The organism is Paenibacillus sp. Root52 (genome assembly GCF_001426865.1).
Lineage (GTDB): Bacteria > Bacillota > Bacilli > Paenibacillales > Paenibacillaceae > Paenibacillus.
The window spans coordinates 22,856-44,456 of the sequence record NZ_LMFO01000034.1 but is presented as its reverse complement, the minus strand read 5'-3'; the positions used below and the strand labels follow the sequence as shown (position 1 = coordinate 44,456).

20 protein-coding genes are annotated in these 21,601 nt (G+C 46.1%); 11 read left to right on the top strand and 9 right to left on the bottom strand.

Features of this window, described 5'->3' with window-relative positions:
• The first annotated feature begins 129 nt into the window (after positions 1-129).
• The 3 genes from ASD24_RS30830 (at position 130) to ASD24_RS28905 (ending at position 1,868) form a co-directional block, all read left to right on the top strand.
• Positions 130-285 carry a hypothetical protein gene (locus tag ASD24_RS30830; RefSeq protein WP_200956218.1) on the top strand — a complete coding sequence of 52 codons (156 nt, stop codon included), beginning with the start codon at positions 130-132 and terminating at the stop codon, positions 283-285.
• Between the two features lie 174 nt (positions 286-459).
• Positions 460-1,332 (top strand): barstar family protein, encoded by an 873-nt coding sequence (locus ASD24_RS28910; RefSeq protein ID WP_056703674.1) that lies wholly within the window; start codon positions 460-462, stop codon positions 1,330-1,332.
• A 17-nt stretch (positions 1,333-1,349) separates the two neighbouring features.
• Positions 1,350-1,868, top strand: coding sequence for a GNAT family N-acetyltransferase (locus tag ASD24_RS28905; RefSeq protein ID WP_056703672.1), 519 nt, complete (start codon positions 1,350-1,352; stop codon positions 1,866-1,868).
• A gap of 111 nt (positions 1,869-1,979) precedes the next feature.
• On the opposite strand, the gene ASD24_RS28900 is transcribed toward ASD24_RS28905, so the two are convergent.
• Positions 1,980-2,759 (bottom strand): Crp/Fnr family transcriptional regulator, encoded by a 780-nt coding sequence (locus ASD24_RS28900; RefSeq protein WP_056703669.1) that lies wholly within the window; start codon positions 2,757-2,759, stop codon positions 1,980-1,982.
• A gap of 387 nt (positions 2,760-3,146) precedes the next feature.
• Here ASD24_RS28900 and ASD24_RS28895 point away from each other — a divergent pair, with 387 nt between their 5' ends.
• The 6 genes from ASD24_RS28895 (at position 3,147) to ASD24_RS28870 (ending at position 7,602) form a co-directional block, all read left to right on the top strand.
• Positions 3,147-3,578 carry a GAF domain-containing protein gene (locus ASD24_RS28895; protein ID WP_056703666.1) on the top strand — a complete coding sequence of 144 codons (432 nt, stop codon included), beginning with the start codon at positions 3,147-3,149 and terminating at the stop codon, positions 3,576-3,578.
• A 168-nt stretch (positions 3,579-3,746) separates the two neighbouring features.
• Entirely contained in the window at positions 3,747-4,397 is a 651-nt protein-coding gene (locus ASD24_RS28890) for a response regulator (RefSeq protein ID WP_056703663.1), read from the top strand.
• Complete coding sequence (locus ASD24_RS28885; RefSeq protein ID WP_056703660.1) at positions 4,390-5,505, top strand: PAS domain-containing sensor histidine kinase; 1,116 nt, start codon at positions 4,390-4,392, stop codon at positions 5,503-5,505. Before ASD24_RS28890 ends, ASD24_RS28885 begins: the two co-directional genes overlap by 8 nt.
• Before the next feature lie 453 nt (positions 5,506-5,958).
• Positions 5,959-6,453, top strand: a complete 495-nt coding sequence (locus ASD24_RS28880; RefSeq protein ID WP_056703659.1) for an Lrp/AsnC family transcriptional regulator — start codon at positions 5,959-5,961, stop codon at positions 6,451-6,453.
• Positions 6,454-6,465: 12 nt separating this feature from the next.
• Positions 6,466-7,053 (top strand): chromate transporter, encoded by a 588-nt coding sequence (locus ASD24_RS28875; RefSeq protein ID WP_056703655.1) that lies wholly within the window; start codon positions 6,466-6,468, stop codon positions 7,051-7,053.
• A gap of 3 nt (positions 7,054-7,056) precedes the next feature.
• Positions 7,057-7,602, top strand: a complete 546-nt coding sequence (locus tag ASD24_RS28870; RefSeq protein ID WP_056703651.1) for a chromate transporter — start codon at positions 7,057-7,059, stop codon at positions 7,600-7,602.
• A 187-nt stretch (positions 7,603-7,789) separates the two neighbouring features.
• Here the strand turns inward: ASD24_RS28870 and ASD24_RS28865 are convergent, their stop codons facing one another.
• Positions 7,790-10,177 carry an Ig-like domain-containing protein gene (locus ASD24_RS28865; protein WP_056703648.1) on the bottom strand — a complete coding sequence of 796 codons (2,388 nt, stop codon included), beginning with the start codon at positions 10,175-10,177 and terminating at the stop codon, positions 7,790-7,792.
• A gap of 197 nt (positions 10,178-10,374) precedes the next feature.
• On the opposite strand from ASD24_RS28865, the gene ASD24_RS28860 reads away from it, so the two are divergent.
• The gene (locus ASD24_RS28860; RefSeq protein WP_056703645.1) at positions 10,375-11,004 is read left to right on the top strand and encodes a class I SAM-dependent methyltransferase; all 630 of its coding nucleotides are present in this window, start codon (positions 10,375-10,377) and stop codon (positions 11,002-11,004) included.
• Between the two features lie 293 nt (positions 11,005-11,297).
• On the opposite strand, the gene ASD24_RS28855 is transcribed toward ASD24_RS28860, so the two are convergent.
• From ASD24_RS28855 to ASD24_RS28830, 6 genes are all read right to left on the bottom strand, one after another.
• Entirely contained in the window at positions 11,298-12,428 is a 1,131-nt protein-coding gene (locus ASD24_RS28855) for a glycoside hydrolase family 88 protein (protein WP_056703642.1), read from the bottom strand.
• 129 nt (positions 12,429-12,557) lie between these two features.
• A complete protein-coding gene (locus ASD24_RS28850) occupies positions 12,558-14,657 on the bottom strand; it encodes a heparinase II/III family protein (protein ID WP_056703640.1) in 2,100 nt (699 codons plus the stop codon).
• Between the two features lie 188 nt (positions 14,658-14,845).
• A complete protein-coding gene (locus ASD24_RS28845; RefSeq protein ID WP_056703637.1) occupies positions 14,846-15,505 on the bottom strand; it encodes an SGNH/GDSL hydrolase family protein in 660 nt (219 codons plus the stop codon).
• Positions 15,506-15,636: 131 nt separating this feature from the next.
• Positions 15,637-16,434 carry an NAD-dependent epimerase/dehydratase family protein gene (locus tag ASD24_RS28840; protein ID WP_056704155.1) on the bottom strand — a complete coding sequence of 266 codons (798 nt, stop codon included), beginning with the start codon at positions 16,432-16,434 and terminating at the stop codon, positions 15,637-15,639.
• Between the two features lie 127 nt (positions 16,435-16,561).
• Positions 16,562-16,891 (bottom strand): AzlD domain-containing protein, encoded by a 330-nt coding sequence (locus ASD24_RS28835; protein WP_056703634.1) that lies wholly within the window; start codon positions 16,889-16,891, stop codon positions 16,562-16,564.
• Positions 16,882-17,610, bottom strand: coding sequence for an AzlC family ABC transporter permease (locus tag ASD24_RS28830; RefSeq protein WP_056704153.1), 729 nt, complete (start codon positions 17,608-17,610; stop codon positions 16,882-16,884). The genes ASD24_RS28835 and ASD24_RS28830 overlap by 10 nt, the downstream gene beginning before the upstream one ends.
• 321 nt (positions 17,611-17,931) lie before the next feature.
• Between ASD24_RS28830 and ASD24_RS28825 the strand changes: the two genes are divergently transcribed.
• Complete coding sequence (locus tag ASD24_RS28825; protein ID WP_056703631.1) at positions 17,932-19,932, top strand: methyl-accepting chemotaxis protein; 2,001 nt, start codon at positions 17,932-17,934, stop codon at positions 19,930-19,932.
• Between the two features lie 217 nt (positions 19,933-20,149).
• On the opposite strand, the gene ASD24_RS28820 is transcribed toward ASD24_RS28825, so the two are convergent.
• Complete coding sequence (locus tag ASD24_RS28820) at positions 20,150-21,376, bottom strand: DUF2087 domain-containing protein (RefSeq protein ID WP_056703628.1); 1,227 nt, start codon at positions 21,374-21,376, stop codon at positions 20,150-20,152.
• Positions 21,377-21,601 lie beyond the last annotated feature (225 nt).

The following is a 21,601-nucleotide window of genomic DNA, read 5'->3' as shown; positions in this document are numbered from 1 at the left end:
GCATTTTGCCTTCAACCCATGCATAATGATATTATACGCTTGATAATGATTATCATTCTTGAACTTGTCTTTCTTCTGTTTACTGTACATGAATTAACGATCATATAGATAAAGGGGAACGAATATCGAATGGATACGACTCAACAAAAAACGACTCTGCAGCTTGATGATTATCTGGATCTTCTAAACCTGGCAATGAACATTGGTGATGTGAAATGGCAAAAAGAAATCATCCGTAAGCTGACGGCAGCTTATCCAGCAGTGGAATGTAAACAGCCACAATAGATTAGAATGCAACGGGTATACTTAATATAGCTCATGACCGATTCGTATAGAATCAGTCATGGGCTTTTTTTACGTCTATTAGTAATATGGTACGCTTGGGGTGGGTGTAAGCCTTCCCCATCACAAACTGTATGTGTAAAATTAATTCATAGCAGTTAAGGAGGTTACACGATCATGACTTTTCCATTCGTGCTTCTAGATGATTCAACCGATCTGATCATAGGACATTGTACAGATATCGTCGGGCTAGATGGTACAGTAATTAACCTCGAAGAGGGTTACCACCAGCTTATAATGAAGCATTTCGTTTTTTCGCATGAGTTTCAACAGTACATTTTGCAAAAGAAAGAACCCCTATCGAGATATGCCTATGTCGGAATATTGAATAAAGATGATCACACAATAGGCAACTATGGTTTCTTCATTCATGACACAATAAAGTATCATAATCTTGGTTTTCCTACCCTGGCCCCAGATCTCAAGTTGAACGTATCCATCCATCGTCTGATCTCAGCGCAAGAACTTCAGATATGGGATCAATGGAGAACAGCGCTCCCTTCTGAGCTTAACCAGTGGGCTACCTACGATGAGAATGGAAGACGGGCATGGCTCAGTGTGGTGAAGAGCCATAACAATATGAATATAGCAACAGAAATCGTTGAGAAAACTAACGACATAAAGGAAGATCAGGCAAAAACATTTCAAATGGACGGTACATATATCACTAGTTACGCTTCCTTTTTCTGTGCACTAGGTGAAGCCATTAATGGACCAGGCGGATATTATGGATCGGATTTCAACTCGTTCATCGATTGTACTTATGGTGGATTCGGAGCAATCGCCCCTTTTACCCTAAAGTGGGCTAATCATCAAGTCGCCAGATCATATCTGGATAATAACGCCTGGCATCGGGAGATTGACTGGTTACGCGCAGAGAACGAACGTTTAGGAGAAGAGGATTTCGAGGTGGAAATAGGGAATAGACCATTATATGAGGCGATTATTGAAAATTTAGAGCACCAAGAAATCACGGTTATTTTACAATAGTTAAGGATGGTGACATGATGCAACTAGAAACAGAACGATTAATCATTCGTGAGATTGTAGAGTCAGATTGGGAGCACATTCATACATATACTTCGCTACCCGAGGTTACCACACATACGGCATGGGGACCGAATACGGAAGAAGATACCCAAGATTATGTGAAGTATGTGATCGAGCTACAACAAGCAAAGCCACGAGAAGGCTACGAACTAGCCATATGTCTGAAACAAGAAGGTACACTAATTGGTGGTATTGGTCTTCATGTCATGGACACCAATGCCGAACTAGGCTATGTGTTGAACCCGAGCTATCAAGGCCGAGGTTATGCAACGGAAGCCGCACGTGCGATGTTGGAATTGGGCTTCAACACACTTAAAGTGCATCGCATCTTCGCCAAATGTCGACCTGAGAATAGCTCTTCGGAGAAGGTGATGCTGCACATCGGCATGGAGCGCGAAGGTCTGATGCGAGAACACTGGTACTATAAAGGGAAATATCATGACTCTTTCCTTTACTCCATTCTGGCGAAGTCATAGGAGAAAGGGCCAGCCCGCAGGCTGACCCTTTCTCCGTACAACAACCGTCCTCCGTAACGACCCCAATCGCCAATGAAGATAAACAGTTATTCTTACTTGTGTTGCATTGCATTACATTCTGCACAACTCTGTTGGACAGCTCGGGACTGTAGGACACCCACACATACACCGTAACGCAGCCAAATCGCGAATGATCAGTTTGCCATCGAATGTATCCAGCGTCCCCTGCTCTTTCCAAGCACCCAGCATCCGCGTTACACTCTCACGGGTCGCGCCAATCATCTCAGCAAGCTCTGTATGGTTCAGCTTCATCTCCAGAACGATGCCATCTGGCGTCATCTTTCCATACGAATTACTAGCGCGGATAAGGGTCGATGCCAGCGCACCAGCTTTACCATAGAGCAGCAGATCACGAAAGCGCGACTGAGTAATACGTTGTGCGAGCGCCATCCATTGCAGGAATTTCAGCGCAAGATCGCCATCTTTACTTAGCACACTCTCCAGTTCACTCAGCGAGATAATCGCGAGTTCGCCTTTATCCGTCATCTCAGCACTGTAGCTGTGCATCTGACCACCAATGCCACCGAATTCCCCGATCAGATCGCCTTTTTGTTGAATCGACAAAATAATCTCTTTGCCATCCTCAGTGGATTTTGTCAGCTTCACACGTCCCGAACGAATGAAGTACAGGTATCCGGCTTCATCGCCTTCTAGAAAGAGACTATACCCCGACTTCACCCGTTTGGGTTGCATCATGGTTTCAATCGATGCCCATTGTTCGGCTGTTACGAACGAAAGAATTCCGCCAGTATTCCTCTGTGTCATCTTGCTTCCCTCCGTCTGTTCTCGTTCCGTCGCTTGGGTTGCTCTTTCTATAAATACCGTACCCATAATTCATCGTCCCCCTCGTGTTTCCTTATGCATCTATCTTACCGCGAAAAGACCATAAAGGTTATCGGGGGATTACCTGAACCTTACGGATAAATTCCCTGAATTTGCTGTGAGAAAAGTCACACTAGGCGCTAAACCTACAAACTGAGTTGCATTGTATGCCGCAGTAAGTCTGGGCTGAGGGCACTTGGGCAAGGATGATCAGTAAAATCTAGAAACGAAATAGGGGTTTTCCCTGAATTACACGGAGAAGGAAAAGGTCTACAATAGAAATGAACGTAAGAACACATATACATCTTCATATTATTATGATGACTCAGTCTATTTAGTTAACGTTAGTTCATTCGACCGGATTCTACGGTATGACCCTAAAAGGAAGTGTCTCTCATGCATGATGAACATCCATCTGGCATTCAGGAGATGATTGACCGCTTGCGCCTTAACACCTCCAGCGATTTTTGCGGTCTCGCCTGTTTGTCTGGTACGCTGCTCCGCTGGAAATATACGTCTGGTGCCAGCAACGAACGTGTACAGCGCATGGAAATGCGTCCCGGACAAGACCTCGTCGGCACAGCGCTGCGAACTGGGCGAACCACGCTGTCAGATGCACAATCTAGTTCAGAGCATACACCCGGGAGGTGTCCGCTCATGCTTGCTGAACGGCTCGTATGTGCCATTGCGGTACCTGTCTTCCAGTCAGGCAGCTTGCCTGAAGCTGTGTTGCTCGTAGGTAACCGAATGTCCTGCACATTTTCAGAGGATATGATCCACGAAGTACAGCAACTGGCACGTGACCTAGAACCTCTCATTCGTGGATAACCTGCACAATAGACTTTAAGCACAAAGGCTTGTTTCGCCTGTTAAGGTTGAGCAAGGCCTTTATTTGTTCTTGTATATATCCAGCCATTCTGAGATTCCTTCTCTGAGTGGCTTTCTTTTTTGGTATGATAGAGATAGATATATGCATGCGGACAGGGGGAAAATGATGTGATTCAACTATTGGTCGTTGATGACCATGTGGTCGTACGTTCCGGGCTTATCGCCTTGTTGGACGGAAAAAGTGATATTCGGATCGTTGGAGATGCAGCGGACGGGGATGAAGCTATTGCCAAAGCTCAGCAACTGAAGCCCAATGTGGTCTTAATGGATTTCAGCATGCCGCCAGGCAAGGACGGTTTAACAGCTACTGCTGAATTAAAAAAATTAATGCCAGACATCGCCATTCTCATACTGACGATGCATGATGATGAAGAATATTTATTCCGTGCCATCCATGCTGGAGCCTCCGGATATATCCTCAAGAGTGCCCCACATGAAGAGTTGCTCGCCGCCATTCGCTCCGTTGCAGAAGGCAGTGCATATCTGTATCCCAGTGCAACGAAACGACTGATGAGTGAGTATCTCGATAAAGCAAAACAAGAGAATGCCGGACCATACGACACGCTCTCCGAGCGAGAGAAGGAAATTTTGTCATGGATCGCCAAAGGGTACGCCAACAAGGAAATTGCCGAGCATCTCGTCATTAGTGTCAAAACTGTAGAATCCCACAAAAGCAATCTCATGGAGAAGCTCGGGCTCCGTACTCGTCCTGAACTCGTGAAGTTTGCGATGAAAAAGGGGTTGCTGAACTTTGAATAGCGAGCATGAAAATAGACTCAGCGGACTTGCCGACCAGCCTGTTCTGCAATTACTTCTTGAGCTGGATGAGCATATCACCGATGACCAGTTTCGCAGCAGACTGAAAGGTTCGTTGCATCAACTCAGCGACCTGAAGTTTGCTCTCGACGAATCCTCCATCGTGGCACTCACCGATCGTAAAGGGAAAATCCAATATGTAAACGATAAATTCTGCGAGATTTCGAAGTATGATCGGAGTGAGCTGATAGGTCAGGATCATCGGATCATTAATTCAGGTTATCATGGCAAAACATTTATGAAGAACTTGTGGGATACGATATCCTCCGGCAGGGTATGGCATGGCGAGATACGCAACCGGGACAAAGACGGCAACTATTACTGGGTGAACACCACCATCGTGCCATTTCTCGATAACGACGGACAGCCCTATCAATATTTAGCTGTACGAAGTGAAGTGACCAAGCTTAAACGTGTAGAGGGTGAGCTGCAGACGATGATGTCTCAGGTCATGAACATTCAGGAAGAGGAACGGCGACGGATCTCGCGCGAGCTGCATGATGGAATCGGTCAGAGTCTATTCTCTCTCGTCATCCAGATGGATCGCCTGCTCGCAGATCAGCCACATCCTGGTGTCGAATCCCTGCGGAAACAAGTGACCGGGATTATGGAGGATGTTCGTGGTATGGCTTGGGAGCTCAGACCTTCTGTATTGGATGACCTCGGGGTTGTACCTGCGATTCGCACCTACATAGAGAATTACAATCGGCACTACGGGATCGAAGTTAAGCTGGAGTGCAATCTACGCAGACGACTGGAGATGAACCGTGAGATCGCGATGTACCGGATCATCCAAGAAGCGTTAACCAACATCGCGAAGTATGCCGATGTATCTGAAGCACAAGTGACCGTAGAAGATGCTGAGGATGCAACCGTGGTCATCATAGAAGATCAGGGCGTCGGCTTCAATGGAACGAAGGTAGGTAACGGCGTTGGAATGTTCAGCATGGAAGAACGTGCGCGCGGAGCTGGCGGAACACTTAGGGTATCTTCAGAGCCAGGTGAAGGGACAACCGTCACCCTCGTTCTACCAAAGACATCAACGAAGTAATGCACGTATGATCAACTGAGTTGCAGCGTAATCTTGTATTTGATGCAAAATGCACGCTGGAGTAGATGCTACGTTAACATTCGAGCACGACTGGCGAATCATAATCATGCGTGATCAGCATAACTAGCGAATACTATGCTTGCAGAGCGCACGTCGATCGTATAGAGCTATTGTGTAGCTACGAATATACTAAAGTACACATTGTAGACTGCCAAGGAGCGTTCCTTGGGCAGTCTTTTTTTCTATTTTTGAGGTAGCTTTCACTCTATATAGAAGGCAAACTTGGTCAATTTTACAAAGTGAAAGTGAATTGTCAGGTATAATCCTTATTTATTATAAATATATTGACTCGAATTACGTTTCGTCATTAAAATTAAGAGTGCTACGTACAAAATGTATACATGCTCATTTCATGATCTAACTGTAATTAGTGATAGAAAAGGATGGTCAATCATGGCAGAGAAACGCTCTTCTAAGGGTGGAGAAATCCCCCAAATGCACAATCTGGATGACATAGATCGCAAAATATTGGCTGCTCTGCATCACAATAGTCGGATGTCCTATACCGATCTGGGACAACAGATTGGGTTATCTCGCGTAGCCGTACAGGCACGGATTAATGCACTATCCGAAAAAGGCGTTATTGAACGCTTCACGGTTGTCATCAACCCCAGCAAGGTTGGACTGCAGGTCTCAGCTTTTTTCAATGTCGACGTAGAACCTCCTTTTTTGGATGAAGTAGCGGAGAAGCTGGATGAAGAACCAGCCGTGACCAGCCTATACCATATGACAGGCCCAAGTACCCTGCACATGCATGGTATTTTTGCCGACATGGAGGAAATGGAACAGTTTCTACTAGAGAAACTCTATAAGATGCCTGGAATCGTCAAAGTAGAGTCACAACTATTGTTAAAACGTTATAAAAGTCGGATGGGCATGAGACTGTAGGAGGATAACAGCATGAGTTGGAAAGTTTATAGCGGTCTCGTCACAGGAATGGTGCGAACCGGAATTTTGGGATATGGCGGTGGCCCTTCGGTAATTCCCTTGATTCGTTATGAAGCCGTTACACGTTATAAATGGGTTAGTGATGAGGAGTTCGGGGAGATTTTAGCTATCGCTAATGCTCTACCGGGTCCAATTGCGACCAAAATGATTGCATATTTAGGCTATAAAACCAAAGGTCTCTTGGGCGCGATTGTAGCAGTGCTAGCTCATATACTACCGACAAGCATTGCCATTATAGCACTGCTCGGCTCAATGTATGCCTTGCGAGAATCCAAAGTCGTCGCAGGCATGGTGGCAGCGGTACGTCCGGTCATTTTTGTCATGCTTGGGATGATGGCTTATGAGTTCGCCATGAAAGCGTGGAAAGGACTCGGCAAAACCTTTGCCCTTCTATTTGGGGTCATTGCATTTGTACTCTTGTTGCTACTAGACGTTCACCCGGGCATCGTTATCGCTGTCTTTCTAGTTTACGGGTTCTTCCATTTCGATGTGGTTCAGCGCTTCAAGTCGAAGGACAACGCCGATAAGGGGGTGTCCTAGACGATGGTACAGGCATGGTGGGAGTTATTTTGGGGATTTTTTGTAGCCAATATATTAGGATACGGGGGCGGTCCAGCCTCCATTCCGCTTATGCAAGAAGAGATCGTGAATCACTACAAGTGGTTGACGACAGAGCAATTCGGTGATGTGCTTGCTATTAGTAATGCGCTCCCAGGGCCAATCGCCACGAAGATTGCTGCCTTTGTCGGTTATCAGGTTGCCGGCTGGTTTGGTGCATTCATTGCCAGCTTCGCTACGATTGTGCCTTCGGCCGTTGCGCTAATTCTGTTGCTACGCTTACTTAACAAATACCGTACTTCTCCAAAGGTTAAAGGTATGACGCTGTTAGTACAGCCCGTCATTGCCGTGCTCATGATTCTGCTCACCTGGGAGTTCGGCCAAGTCTCCACCGAGTCGATCGGCATCTGGCAAACCTTAATTATTGCTGGAATCTCGCTATGGGTCATGACCAAAACCAAGCTTCACCCTGCTATTCTGATTGTCATTGCCTTTGCATACGGCGCATTCGTTCTGCCTCATTTCATGTAATTCAACTGCTCACTTGTGAAGACGAATTGCTCGTTATAATATTTTTATAAACATTAGCACAATAAAAAACGGTGATACCCGCTCACAAGAACAGGTATCACCGTTTTTCTTTTGTTATCTTAGTATGTTGTAGCTAGTACTTCATCCAACATGCCTACTGTTATTTACCTCGTTTTTAAAGAAGAGTTTACTTCGCTTCAACAACGATCGTCACTTTTGTTTTCACGCCAGCATAGGTGACCGTAATTGTTGCTTTACCCTTACCATTCGCTTGAATAACGCCGTCCTTCACCGATGCTGTCGCAATACGAGAAGACTTCCACAGCGCTGGCTTGGATACGTCTGCTTCGCTACCATCTGCAAATGTTGCTGTTGCAATTACGGTCGCTTTGTCACCTGGCTTCATCGTCAGTGTAACTTTGTCAGTTTGCAGATATTTCAACGTATCTACATCCACCGCAATCGTAACCGATTTACTGCCATACTTTGCTGTAATTTTAGCTTTACCTGAACCGATAGCTTTTACAGCGCCTTTGCTCACCTGTGCAACCTTGTAGTTATTTGTTTTCCATTCTGCTTTATCCGTTACATCACGTTCGCTACCATCACTCAATAGGACGGTAACGGTCAGGTTTTCAGTGTCTCCTGATTTTAGAGAAAGTGCTGGCACGGATGCTTCAATCCGTGAGATTACGTCAACCTCAACCTGAATGGTGACTTTCTTGGAACCATACTCTGCTGTGATGTTTGCTTTACCACTGCTGTTCGCCGTAATAACGCCTTTTTTCACATCAGCCACACGTGCATTACTTGATTTCCAAGTTGCTTCAGAGGATACGTCTTTCGTCAATCCATCCTCATCCGTAGCAGTAAGCTCGATTTGTTTCGTTTCCTTCGTAGACAACACAACGAAGTTCTCATCTGCTTCCAGATCACTAGCCATGCCAACTTCTACTGGCAACGTCAATGTTTTTCCTTCGATTTTGGCTGTAATCGTCGCTTTACCCGTTGCTACACCCGTTACATTACCTTTGCTGTCAACTTCAGCGATTTTTTCACTGCTGCTGCTCCATGTTGCATCCTCAGATACATCCTTGGAGATTTCACCGAACACGGCGAAAACTTTAGCAGCAAACGTGCCACCTACTGCGACGGAAGCCTTTTTCTTCTCCATCTCATACTTGTCCGCTACATCAACATTGACCGTGAATTTAACGGTTTTGCCGCCATAAGCAACGGTAATGGTCGCTGTACCGGATTTGTATGCGATCAGTTCGCCGTTAGATACATAAACGACATCTGCATTATTGGAAGTCCATGTTGCTTTAGACGTTACGGTTTCTTTACTTCCGTCGATATATTCTGCTTTTACGACAAGATTCTTGGTTTTGGTATTATCAGCAAGGCTCATCGCAACCTTGTCCTCAACACCATCGATATCGAGGTATCTCGCTGTATCTACATCCACTGCAATCTCTACCGTTTTACCGCTGTGTGTCGCTTTGATCGTAGTTGATCCACTGCCCACAGCCGTAATTTTGCCTTTGAATACAGTAGCTACCTTCTCATTGCTGGATGTCCATGTAGCAAGATCTGTGACCGGCTTATCCGCACTATCTGGATAAGAAGCCGTTAGTACAATGTCTGCTGTACTATCGCTCTCTGGGTTTGTGCTATCGACACGCAAGAACACGCTTTGTTTACTTGCGCTCAGTTTGCTCGTCAGATCAACATCAACATCAATCGTTACGGACTTCGTACCGTAAGTTGCTGTGATTTTGGCTGAACCAGCAGCGTAACCTTTAATTTTACCTTTAATTGCATCTGCTACCTTCTCGTTGCTCGTAGTCCACTCTGCAAGCTCAGTCACAACTTTTGTTGAACCATCTGGATATGTTGCCGTCAGCTCTACATCATCTTGACCATTCAATAACAGATTGATCTGTTTCTTATTCACATCTACACGTTTAACCACTTCAACGTTAACATCTACCGTTACGCTTTGTTTACCAACCTTACCTGTGATCACGGCTGTACCTGCACTTTGGCCGGTAACCTCACCATTCACTACAGTCGCTACTTTGTCATCACTAGAGGACCACTCGGCAATTTTCGCTGCTGCTTCCTCTACCGTGTTGTCACTGTATGTTGCTGTTAGATTGATCTTCTTTGAAGATCCGATTCGCAGATCCAGCTTCTGTACATCCTTGGATAGCGCTTTGACCTTTTTCGTCACGTTGACATGAATCGTTTCTTGTTTGCCTTGATAAATTACCGTAATCGTCGCTTCACCCTCAGCTTTGGCACTAACCGTTCCAGTACTTCCAGCCGTTGCAACTGAAGGGTTACTACTGTTCCATTCCGAGCTGATCGTCACACTCTGCGATGTATTATCGCTATATACCCCTGTGGCCGTCACTGAAGTCGAATCACCCACTTCGAGCGACAACTCATTTTTAGACAAGACAATTTTGGATAGTTCTTTATCTGCCGCAGCGGCCAGGCCTACGTTGGAAATACTCAGTACCAGTACCAGCATCATCACCATATACTTGGTCAATCTTGGCTTTAACATCATTTCCCCCCGATTGTAATCATTTTTTTCCTTACGTTTAATGTCGGCAGGTTCTTTCCAGATGTTTAGACTTTCAGGAAAATTAGTGGGAATTAATTCTTATTGTGACGCAAAAAGCACTCAAGATCATATAGGATAAGTTCCCGCATACGCTATTATAGCGGCAATTGAAATTGATGGATGATTGGGGGACAACGATGACGAAGTCTTTCGACTACATTGAATATTGGGAGCAAACGTATCGCTCAGGAGAAACGTCAGGGAGAGGCTCTTACGGGGTGCTGGCTGAATTTAAGGCTGAGGTCGTCAATGAGCTCATTCAGCGAGAAGGTATCACCAGCGTAATTGAGTTTGGATGTGGGGATGGTAATCAGCTGCAATACATGAACTATGGTACATATCTCGGCATGGACGTAGCAGCATCGTCCGTTCGTTTATGTGCTTCTAAGTTTGCGAGCGATACATCCAAAAGCTTCATGTTATATACACCCGGTCTGTGGATTAACCGAGGTTTTCTTCAGGCGGATCTGACCATCTGTCTCGATGTACTCTACCACATTACAGATGAACAGGATTTCCGGAATACACTGTATGATATCCTGCATGCCTCTGGAGAGTGGGTTGTCCTCTACACCCGGCTGAAAGGGACAGGAAACCCAGGCGTTGATACGATCCAAGATCGCAATCTGTTCCATTATCTGTACGATTATCCGGAATTCAAAGTGCAGGAGATCATCCCGCAGCGTTATCCGGATCAATCTTCAGCGGATTTTGTTATTTTGAGACGTAGCCTGGAACATAGAGACGCGCACGAGCGCACACCGTAAATCCTTCAACAGTTAACCTAGTATCTCGATAATTTACAGACTGAATTTGAACCAATATGAAATGAACGGAAGGATATTACTATGCATGCTACTCCGTTGAAAGCTAAGCGACCTTCTATGTTCTCTATATTTGCGGCATAAACAAACAACACAGTGATGAGATGTGCTCATGTAAGAATTTTTGTGGATTCCACAGAAACTCTACTTTGCACACTCAACCACTGTGTTTTCTATCTATAGAATAAGTTGGTTATCATGACTCATTAATAATTGCAGTAGGCTGTTGAAAGGAATTAAAAGAACCCGGGACGTCCTTGCAGCTTCGCCAGTGCTTCCATATAGAAATAATCACCATAGATAATCGGGACATTAATGCCCCGTCCCTCTGGATAATGCACGGTTCCCTGCATAATCAGGCCTTCCTCAGCTGCCGATTCACCCGAGCTATACCGCTCGTACAAGCCACGAGCGATGCGCTCACCTGCCGCAGCGTATTCCGCTCCGCGTGGCGACAGCTTCGCGAGTTCCAACAGTCCACTCGCGGCAATGGCCGCAGCGGACGAGTCCCACGCCACCTGATGCTCCGCAGGTGCGCGGAAATCCCACATCGGCACGATCTCTTCGCCAAGCATGGCGAGGAAGAAATCGGCCGCGCCTTCCGCTGTCTCCAGATAGCGGGCTTCGCCCGTATGCCGGAATGACAGCGCAAACCCGTGCAGCGCCCAGGCGGTACCCCGCGCCCAGGCGGAACCCGGAGCATGGCCTTGGCCGCCATGCTCCCGAAGCTTCTGCCCCGTGTGTGGATCGAACTCCACCACGTGGCAGATGGACCCGTCCTCGCGCACGAATTCACGCGCTACGGTGTCCGCATGTGCTTCCGCCAGCCAGCGGAAGCGCGGATCGCTGCTCTGCTCTGACGCCCAGTAGAGCAGCGGCAGGTTCATCATGCTGTCAATGATGGCTACGCCGCGCGTGTCCATCGTTGACGAGCTGAAATTCCAGGCGCGGATGAATTCACCGCGCACGTGGAACCGGGCAGCAAGTAGATTAGCGGCGAGCATACCTCGCCGCTTGCCATCTGCGCTGCCCGTCTGGCTGTAGTTGGCTACGCCACTAAGCAGCCAGATGAACCCTAGATCGTGATCGACAGAGTCCGGATCACGAAGACAACCCTCCAATTGGCGCTCACAGCTTTCAGCAATACGCGCCAAGGAGGCAACCGCCTCAGCATTCGGCGCTGCTTCATGGACCAGCCAGAGTAGTCCCGGCCAGAAGCCCGCCGTCCACCACTCCGGATCATTCTGATCATATCTACCTTGCGGAGCAATATGTGGAAAGGTATCTTTAATCCGCTCTGCGTTGCGAAGTACTTTTGCTGCACCCTGCCGCCATGCTTCTTCTACCCAATTAGCCGTTTCTGTCATACGTTGTATCCTCCTCTAATCAATCTTTTTGGTCTATTAATAGGGCTGCTACAATAGGTGCACACCCAACGCTTCCATGTTCACATGCGTTCCATAGCGATAAGAGCGACAATCCCAACCGATTCTCCGCTACACTCTAGGCTGAGTGATAAACTTCATTCTGCACCAGGTCTCCTGCACAGATGAAACTGTGGTTTTCATACCCTGACTGGATGTACGCACCAAGACAAGCTCCGTAACATATAGCCTCAGGGGAAGATGATCATGGTCAACCGTATCCACCACTTCAAGTCGAGCAACCCAACGGTCCGAGCTGTGTTCCGGTTCATAGGTCATGCTCACCAAGGCTTTATCGGTCTTCCAATGGATCATACCATCATGGAAAACAGGTTCGACGTGGCTGACTAAACGTTGAGTCACATTTTTGTATGCAAAAGCATAAGCACTGCTACTAGCATTTGGAGTTGCACCCTCATCTTCATTTGCATTCACACTTGCATTTCCATTTACAGTGGTATTTCCATTTGTGCTTGCTTCAGCATACAGATTCAGCTCACTTGCTCGTGCCACATCATCTATATCCATATTCATATAATCGGGATCTTGGATGGACTTCCATGTAAAATGATCCTCTACCAACAGCTCAGCCTCTTGAGCTGAAGGAGGACAACTCCAATTAAATTGCCTTGTATATCGAGCCAATGTAGGTGCATTCCCATAGGCTGACGTGAGGTCGAAGGTGACGGCTACGCTATGTGGAGATGCATGCTTCATTTCAAGCAACCTTGCTTCAGCTTCTTTTCCCGATTGTTGCACCGTTCCTTCAATGATCGGCACATTATGTCCCTGAGAACCTATCTGGAGAATACTCTCCCGTCCAGGACTGAAATAAGCCTGAGTATACGCACCTGCACCTGGATCACAGAGTATGTTGTCACCCGCTGCATGAAGAATAAAATGTCCCAGATCATTGTGATTATGGGGTTCATCGTTATGCCCACCTTTCACCGAGTAAGCAACCTCAATCCCTGCCATCTCTTCGGCACGTATCAGTTGAGCTTTGCCCATGATCCATGATAAATCCTCCAGAACGATAAATGTCTGAGACGGGGGCTGCCCAGCCTGATCACGATGACCATTAAGTACAGCCCTATCCGTCCATAACAGATTACGTGCGATATGTGCCCAGCGCCTACATGGATCATCTGTCAAAAGAGGAATGGACAACAGCCAGCTGACTTCCCCTTGCGCTCGCTCAGCTAACCTCGATAACAAGCCTGACGGAATAACCTCCCGTTCATGACTGTCTGAATAATTAACAAATGTGCCTGCAGACATATGAATATGCTGGGGAAATAACGCAATGGCTCTCGTCTTAGATTCAGATAACATATCGAGTGTACCTGCACTGAAGATTCGTAACATCTCCGCATAATACGTATAGAAGCCAAACCCATATACCCAATAACCGATGCCCTCTGCACACCCGCCATCCTCGCCGTAGCCATGCAGAAAGGCATCCATTGCTTGCAAGGTATGTTCTACAGCTTTAACCCGAAGCGATTGATCCTCCAGCAGAAGGAGTGCAGCCACCCCGCAGCCACCGCTACATACGGCCGACCAATTGTGTTCTGCACGTTCCCAGCCGTACGTTCGATCCTCTCGGTATAGCGGCGTAAAAATCCGGCGCTCCATCTCAGAGCGAACCCGGCGCTCTACTCGCTCATCGATGATGCCACCCAGCATGACCATGATCTCTGCAAGCATCTGAGCCGTCTCTGCTGCAAACAGATCAATCCATGTGTAAGCATTCGTTTCTTCTCCAGGTGGTATGTGAGCAGACAGGCACCAGGTGTGTTCATTGCACACACTCCAGATCAGATCCTCCAGCAGAGATACGTATGTAGAAGTCTTTGACGTAGCCGTTAATACACTAAGAGCCACTATTCGTCCACGACGTTCAAAATAGGCCGCTTCATACGCCTTGCGTTCCCCAGTATCCCTGAATTGACGCAAAAGGGTAAACGATAATTCAGGCAAAGGCTCACGGCCTGCCCTCAACGCATACGACTCGATGTCCTTCCAAAAATCACGGTATTCCTGATCATCCAGTGTATTCGCAATCTTGCCTTTCCACTCGGAAACGCTTACTAAAGCTTCCGAGGTTCCCTGCTCCAATGCCTCTGCAATCTGCCTCGTCGTCCAGTTCAGTCCAGGATGGACGGTCATGAGAAAAGCCTCCTTACCACTGTAACCGATTTCAATTTAAGCTATTGCTTGATATGCATATGATCATTTTCACACTCTTTAGGGAGTAACTTCCAATTTATAAAAAGAACTACTCGCTTCGACCTACTTGTTCCTACCGCATTGCAATAAGCGAAGAAAGTACTCCTCGCCTTCCTCCGCTCACGATATTATTGTATTTTCAATGGGCTGTTCTGTACTACATCCAACCACTGGCGAGCGATCAGTTCATGTCCTGCTGCTGTTGGATGAACACCGTCCCATAACCAATAAGCAGCTTCAGCCTGCTGAAGTGCATCATTGAATGTCTGTTGCAGCGGTACAAATACAGCATCAAATTCATGGGCGAGCTCACGAACCAAGTGCTGATATTCGCCAATTCTCTCCTGCCAACGATCCCAATTTTCTACGGTTGCTCCTGTTTGCAAAATAAAAGGCTCCATAAGCACCAGCCCCGTATCCGGCATCACTTCACGTGTCTCTTCCAAAAGGTGGCGATACGCTCGTCCCAGACGATCGGTGAATCCGCTTGCTTCACCATTCATGCTACGCCAAGCATCGTTAACACCAATCAGAATGCTAATTAGATCCGGCTTCAAGCTGAACGTATCCTCATTCCAGCGTGCATACAAGTCGGATGCGCGGTCACCACTAATACCTCTATTGTAGAAAAGCGGCTGTCTAGCTGCTAGATCTACACTCAATCTGCTTGCGATTAGATAGGCGTACCCGTGACCGAGAAAATGATTCGGGTCATCATTACGGGATCTTCCTCCATCTGTAATTGAATCTCCCTGAAACAATATAACGGATGAATGTGTACTCGTCATTGATACCGTTCCTTCCTTCGAATAATAATAGAAATGAACATCTGACTACCTCATTCCCCATTTTATCCCTTTCCCGCCCAATAGAAAATAGCGTTTTCATATTTTAAATAAGAAAGAACCTAGACACATGTCTAGGTTCCTTTTTGCTCCTTCGCTGTATAACCGCCGCCTTGATAGGCCGTTTCATCTTGCTTATCGGGTGCACCATGACGTTTGGCTTCCTCCCATAGATCTGCCGCATCATCTAAAGGAATGTAACCAATTTTCTCTTTGAGGTATCCAATATCGTAGTAATTGTCTGTATTCGCTGAAGTTCCATATAGGTTAAGGTAGGTAAGGTTCGCGTCTGCTTCAATACAACAATGGGCTAACTGCACCATATCCCGTGGCGAAATCCAGATATGTGCGGAACGTTCGGAATGCGGATGGGTGTCACCAGAGAAGTTGCCAATTCGGATATTGAATGAAGACAAGCCATGCTTATCCACATAATACCGTCCCAACAACTCAATGTAACACTTGCTAAGTCCATAGAAGCTATCTGGCCGATAGGGGTCATCAACCTCAATATCCTCGCCTGTTTTATAGAACCCTGTTGCATGGTTTGAACTTGCAAATATGATACGTTTCACACCATTTAATCGAGCAGCTTCATACAGATGATATGCCCCAGTCACATTAATCGGTAGTGCTCTGCCTAGAAAATCCTCTTCATCTTTTGCCCAGGCAATATGCAGGATCGTATCCACACCTTGAGTGAGTTCCTTGATTCTCTCCGCATCCGTAACATCCAGCTCTACAATGCCTGCCTCATCGTCCTGCTGCAGATCAGCAGCTATGATATCATACTTTTCCAGTGCTCTTAGTCCCGTCAATAGACTTCGACCAATTACACCAGCCGCTCCTGTGATTAACACTTTGAGCCTTATCGTTCCCATCGATCTCGCTCCCTTCGCTCCTCAGCATAATGTTCTATCATGTAAGACACTTCTATAGAGCATTATTAACCGATTAAGCAGAAGGTTTACTCCTAATCACTGGAAATTTAACGTAGAACTAACCCATCCAATACCTCAAAATCATCATTGCAACAATACCTACCAGGACGGTTCCAAGTAGGCTTCGTGTCCAGATTGCGACAATAAGCGTGGGCAAAGCAGCCCATAGCGCTGGATTCTGTGTAATCGGTACTAGTTTGTTACCAGACATGAAGAGCTCCTGTCCAATGAGAGCAGCCATAACCGCTACAGGTACATATTCAAGCCAGCGTAGCAGCCACATCGGAATCTGTATTTTACTGAACAACATCAAGGGCAGCACGCGAGGGATAAATGTTAACAATGCCGAGCCCATAATGATCCAGAATACATCCCATCTTACTTCCATCTTTCCATCACCACTCCCATGGTCGCCGCAATGACTGCGGCTACAATAATACTCATGCTGCCTAGTGACGCCATGCTCGCGATAATGACACATACGACTGCGATGATTGCGACGTTAATATGTAGCTTTTTATTTTTCCGTTGTACAAGTTGAAGCACGATCAGACCGATGAACATAGCAGGTAATGCAAAATCAAGCCCTAACCGCTCTGGATTCGTAATCCAGCGCCCAAAGTACGCTCCCGCCATATTCGCTGCGAACCAGTTCAGATACGCGGTAATATTCAGTCCATGCATCCAGCGCTCACTTAACCTCTCGCGCCCGATTGCACGAGTCATGGCCACACCGAACGACTCATCGGTGAGGAGGGAGCCAATCCACATATTTTTGAGTGGAGTCAGATGTCGAAAATACGGAGACACTGCTGCACTGAGCAACAAGTGACGAAGATTAACAAAAAATATCGTAAATATAATCGCAGTTGCCGACCCATTCGATGCTAACATACCAGCAGCAATAAACTGGGCAGATCCTGCGTATAAGATCAGACTGAGCAAGGCCGTTTCCGCTAAACTTAGACCTGCTGTCATTTCAATAACACCTGCGGCAAAACCAATGCTTAAATAGCCTAACAATGTTGGGATACAGTCTTTAACCCCTTGCATAAAAGAAGCTGTATCCTGCACGTCTGCTGCGGATGAAGGCTCAGCCTCGACCATGACTGCTTTACTCAATTCGGGTACAACTCCTTCCTACTCCTCTTGGTGTATAGGTGTTTTTCACACATTAACCTAGAAATATACCACAAGATGAAAGATTCGGGGAGAGGTAAAATTTTTTATGCAAAAGTACTCAAATAGACCTAATCCAAATGACCTACACAGCCGAATATATATTACATGATCACCTAAGTCATGATGGGACATGCTTAACCTTGCTTATGTCGTGATCCAAAACAATAACAACGTAGGTTGTCGCTGTTTTTGCTCAAACGTGGTTGGTCCATATTATTGCGGGTGTTGCTTAGAGGGGGAATATGTATGAAGAAGAAACATGAGGTTGTTGTCAAAAGGTCTATACAGATGAGAGAGAAACTGATTCTGTCATTTGCGATTGTCCTACTCATTCCAACGATCAGCCTAGGCATCATCTCATTCCAGACAGCCGAAGGCAAAGTGGAAGAAAAGATGTATGAAAGTGCCATGAGCAGTGTGAATGTGCTTAATCAGACCATTGATGAGATCATTGGTGCTACACGAAAAAATGTCGATTTCCTGGCTTCCCAGATGGATGCAGGCAATGTAGGCCCAACTCAAGGTGACGAAACAGAAACCATTCGTACCCTACTTGATGCATATAAAGAAACCCACAATGACGTAGAGCTTGCCTCGATCGGTACAGATCAAGGTGTATATATCAATTCTCCCGTAACCGCGGTCAATAAGGCAGGGTATGACCCTCGTGAACGCCCGTGGTATCAAGCCGCAACACAGAACAAAGATGTCCCAACCGTTATCACTCCATATATCTCCAGTAACACAGGTAACGTGGTTGCCTCAGTAGCTCAGACCGCAGCAGATGGTCATGGCGTCGTCTCTGTCAGCCTTTCACTTGAAGGCTTGTCGCAGACCGTTAACAACACCAAGATTGGTACAAAAGGTTATGTGTACATTATTGATAATGCCAACAAAATCATCGTACATCCAACCGTAGATCCTGGAACAGAAGGTACCTCTGCTCCTTTCCAAGACATTTTCAATCAGAAAAATGGTTCTCTCACGTATACATTAGAAGGACATAAGGAACATGCATTCTTTACAACGAATGAAACAACCGGCTGGACAGTTGTAGGTGTTATTGACGGTGCTGAAGTCACTGCCTCCGTTCGTCCTATTCTATATACCACGCTAATTGTCGTTGCCATTGCTGTTGCCGTAAGCTCCATTATTATTTACTGGATCGTACAATCCATTACACGCCCACTGAATCGCCTGGTGCAGGCATCTAATGAGATTAGTGATGGTAATTTGGCGATAGAGGTACCGGTGACTGGTCAAGATGAATTCGGTAAACTGAGCACTAGTTTCAACAAAATGAGCCAATCTCTGCGCAGCGTGATTCAGGATGTAAGACAGACTGCTGATGAATTAACCAGCTCATCTAACCAGCTTGCTGTGAACGCATCTGAGACAACGAAAGCAACCGAGCAGGTTGCGCTGATCACCGAAGAATCTGCAACAGGCATCGAGAAACAAGCTAGCCGTCTGAAGCATACTTCTCAGCAGATGAATGAACTTGCTGGAGGCGTTGGACAGGTGACGGACAGCACTCAGCAAGTATCCGAAGCTGCTTTGCAGGCTAGCGAGCTAGCTAAGCAAGGTAATGCCTCCATTCAAACTGTCGTCACTGAAATGGATTCAGTAAGCCGCTTTGTTGATAATATGACCAAAACAGCGGAACGACTTGGACATCATTCTACCTCCATTGGCGAAATGGTTTCGGTCATTACCGACATTGCAGCTCAGACCAACTTGCTTGCCCTGAACGCTTCTATTGAAGCCGCACGAGCTGGTGAGCATGGACGCGGGTTCTCCGTTGTTGCTAGTGAGGTTCGCAAGCTCGCAGAACAATCCAGCGAGTCCGGCCAACGTATTGTTGAGCGCGTTGCCTCCATCAGACAGGAGATTGAGCAGGCGAATAAGGATGCCCAAACTGGGCAACAGGATGTGGCTAGCGGAATCCGTGCTGTTCGCTCTGCCGATGAAGCTTTTGCACAGATCAATCAAGCCGTGGATGTAGTTAATCACCAGCTGGAGAGTATCGCAGCGGCTTCACAGCAGATGGCTGCAAGTACAGCAGAAGTGGTTCAATCCATCGATCATATCCACTCTATTTCGGAAGCGAATGCAGATGGTACAGAGAATATCTCCGCAGCAACAGAGGAACAAGTTGCTTCCATGCAGGAGATTTCATCCTCGGCTGACTCTCTGGCGCACTTAGCGTACAGACTGCAGAAGTTGGTTGATCAATTCAAACTATAATTCTTCTTATTCATTCTAATTTAATTATGGAGTATTACAATAAAAGTGCCCTGCTGGCTAGAGTTAGCCAAGCAGGGCACTTTTATTGAATAGAGCAGTTTATAGAAAAATAGGTTTATATGTTACATCATATGAATTCATCTTATGCCTTATTTAGCTCACCATATTTAATTCAATTTTACTTACCTGTATTGCCTCAACTTATACCTGGGCTGGATCAGCTACTCTTGCTATCTCCATGGTAACCTTGCTCCCCATAAGGCTGAAGCTTCTCCATCCATGCCTGCAACAGCTTCGCTAGCGCATCTTTTGTATCAAAAAACGGATTATCTTGCTTTTTCAACTTCTCCACGACTTCGATCGTAAAGGCAGACCCTCCATATTCATTCCATTCTGCTTGTAATGATCGATTAAGATGGGTTCCCATCTGAAGCATGAACTTCTGTCCATTCATCGTTTTCAAATTAGGAGTGCTATCCAAAAACACCTTACCATTTTGTTCATTGCGAATTTGATATACACCTGCCTCAATTTTAACCTCTTTAGCCTGTTCTTGAAGTTCTTTACGGCGATTCATACGTTCCAACTCCCCTTTCTTCAATTTATTCTCTTCAACCGTTGTTGAATGTCCCCCATTGGAGGCTGCACCCGTACTGCTTTGTGCCCCATCAACTTGATCAACTTCCCGCCAATATTGACTGCCATCCGCTTCTCGACCGAGAAATCCATAGTCAACGAGATAACGACGGATCTCAACATCATCATGATAGACCTGCTTTAACAGCGCTTTGACTTGTTTTTCCGTGTAGGTTCGTCCGGGTTCGAATCGTTTGATGATTTCAGTCAGCACAATAAACTTGTGCTTTTGCTGCATCTGGAACGTCGTAAGCATGCCGTCCGTACCTTCGGAGAAATATTTAGTTAACACCTTGGCTCGATCCTGATCGGATATATCGAATAATCCCCTATTCATTTGACCGACTGGTTTGTTCACAGGTGTCACGAATTCAGCCGGTGCATGGGTATCTTTGCTTTTGAGAAGCTCCATCAATGCCAAGAATATTTTTGCTTGCCGTTCCTTCTCCTTCAACATATATCTATGGTTGCGAATGGTGGAAGCACTGCCGATCCCAAGTGCCTGCTGCACTTCAGCATCTTTCTTCCCTTCATAGAATTGAGCAAGCAAGCCCCGCTGTACATCCGATAGTCCAGTTATAGCTTTGTCCTGCTCTAGCAAATATTCAAATACTGATCCATGCGTTTTCTCCAAGTGTACTCGAATGTAACGCTCTGCTTCATACAACACGCCGTCTTCGGGATAGATGATGCCCACTTCTGTGCTGTAACCACAGCAAATGCACACATAATTCGATGCTTCCTTCAAGTACCCTCGCTTGATCTCTTCTAATGAGGCTGTTTGCAAAATAACATCCGTTGATTTCATGGAAGAACTCTCTCCTCTATCCTCTATCGTTAATCTCATGTGAATGGCTTCATTACTTAATCGCTTATACTGGTTCAATTCAAATAAATTATTTAAAATAATAGACAGTACATTATAATGTTTATTTATTTATAGATATAATATAATTAAGTTTATTTAATGTCAACAAACGCTCTTGCTCATACTCTTACTCATATAGGCATAGGACAGGACATGTATTCAGAA

Coding starts and splice junctions, on each gene's coding strand:
- ASD24_RS30830 (WP_200956218.1), top strand. CDS start 130: ATGGATACGACTCAACAAAAAACGACTCTGCAGCTTGATGATTATCTG.
- ASD24_RS28910 (WP_056703674.1), top strand. CDS start 460: ATGACTTTTCCATTCGTGCTTCTAGATGATTCAACCGATCTGATCATA.
- ASD24_RS28905 (WP_056703672.1), top strand. CDS start 1,350: ATGCAACTAGAAACAGAACGATTAATCATTCGTGAGATTGTAGAGTCA.
- ASD24_RS28900 (WP_056703669.1), bottom strand. CDS start 2,759: ATGGGTACGGTATTTATAGAAAGAGCAACCCAAGCGACGGAACGAGAA.
- ASD24_RS28895 (WP_056703666.1), top strand. CDS start 3,147: ATGCATGATGAACATCCATCTGGCATTCAGGAGATGATTGACCGCTTG.
- ASD24_RS28880 (WP_056703659.1), top strand. CDS start 5,959: ATGGCAGAGAAACGCTCTTCTAAGGGTGGAGAAATCCCCCAAATGCAC.
- ASD24_RS28875 (WP_056703655.1), top strand. CDS start 6,466: ATGAGTTGGAAAGTTTATAGCGGTCTCGTCACAGGAATGGTGCGAACC.
- ASD24_RS28870 (WP_056703651.1), top strand. CDS start 7,057: ATGGTACAGGCATGGTGGGAGTTATTTTGGGGATTTTTTGTAGCCAAT.
- ASD24_RS28865 (WP_056703648.1), bottom strand. CDS start 10,177: ATGTTAAAGCCAAGATTGACCAAGTATATGGTGATGATGCTGGTACTG.
- ASD24_RS28860 (WP_056703645.1), top strand. CDS start 10,375: ATGACGAAGTCTTTCGACTACATTGAATATTGGGAGCAAACGTATCGC.
- ASD24_RS28855 (WP_056703642.1), bottom strand. CDS start 12,428: ATGACAGAAACGGCTAATTGGGTAGAAGAAGCATGGCGGCAGGGTGCA.
- ASD24_RS28850 (WP_056703640.1), bottom strand. CDS start 14,657: ATGACCGTCCATCCTGGACTGAACTGGACGACGAGGCAGATTGCAGAG.
- ASD24_RS28845 (WP_056703637.1), bottom strand. CDS start 15,505: ATGACGAGTACACATTCATCCGTTATATTGTTTCAGGGAGATTCAATT.
- ASD24_RS28835 (WP_056703634.1), bottom strand. CDS start 16,891: ATGGAAGTAAGATGGGATGTATTCTGGATCATTATGGGCTCGGCATTG.
- ASD24_RS28830 (WP_056704153.1), bottom strand. CDS start 17,610: ATGGTCGAGGCTGAGCCTTCATCCGCAGCAGACGTGCAGGATACAGCT.
- ASD24_RS28825 (WP_056703631.1), top strand. CDS start 17,932: ATGAAGAAGAAACATGAGGTTGTTGTCAAAAGGTCTATACAGATGAGA.
- ASD24_RS28820 (WP_056703628.1), bottom strand. CDS start 21,376: ATGAAATCAACGGATGTTATTTTGCAAACAGCCTCATTAGAAGAGATC.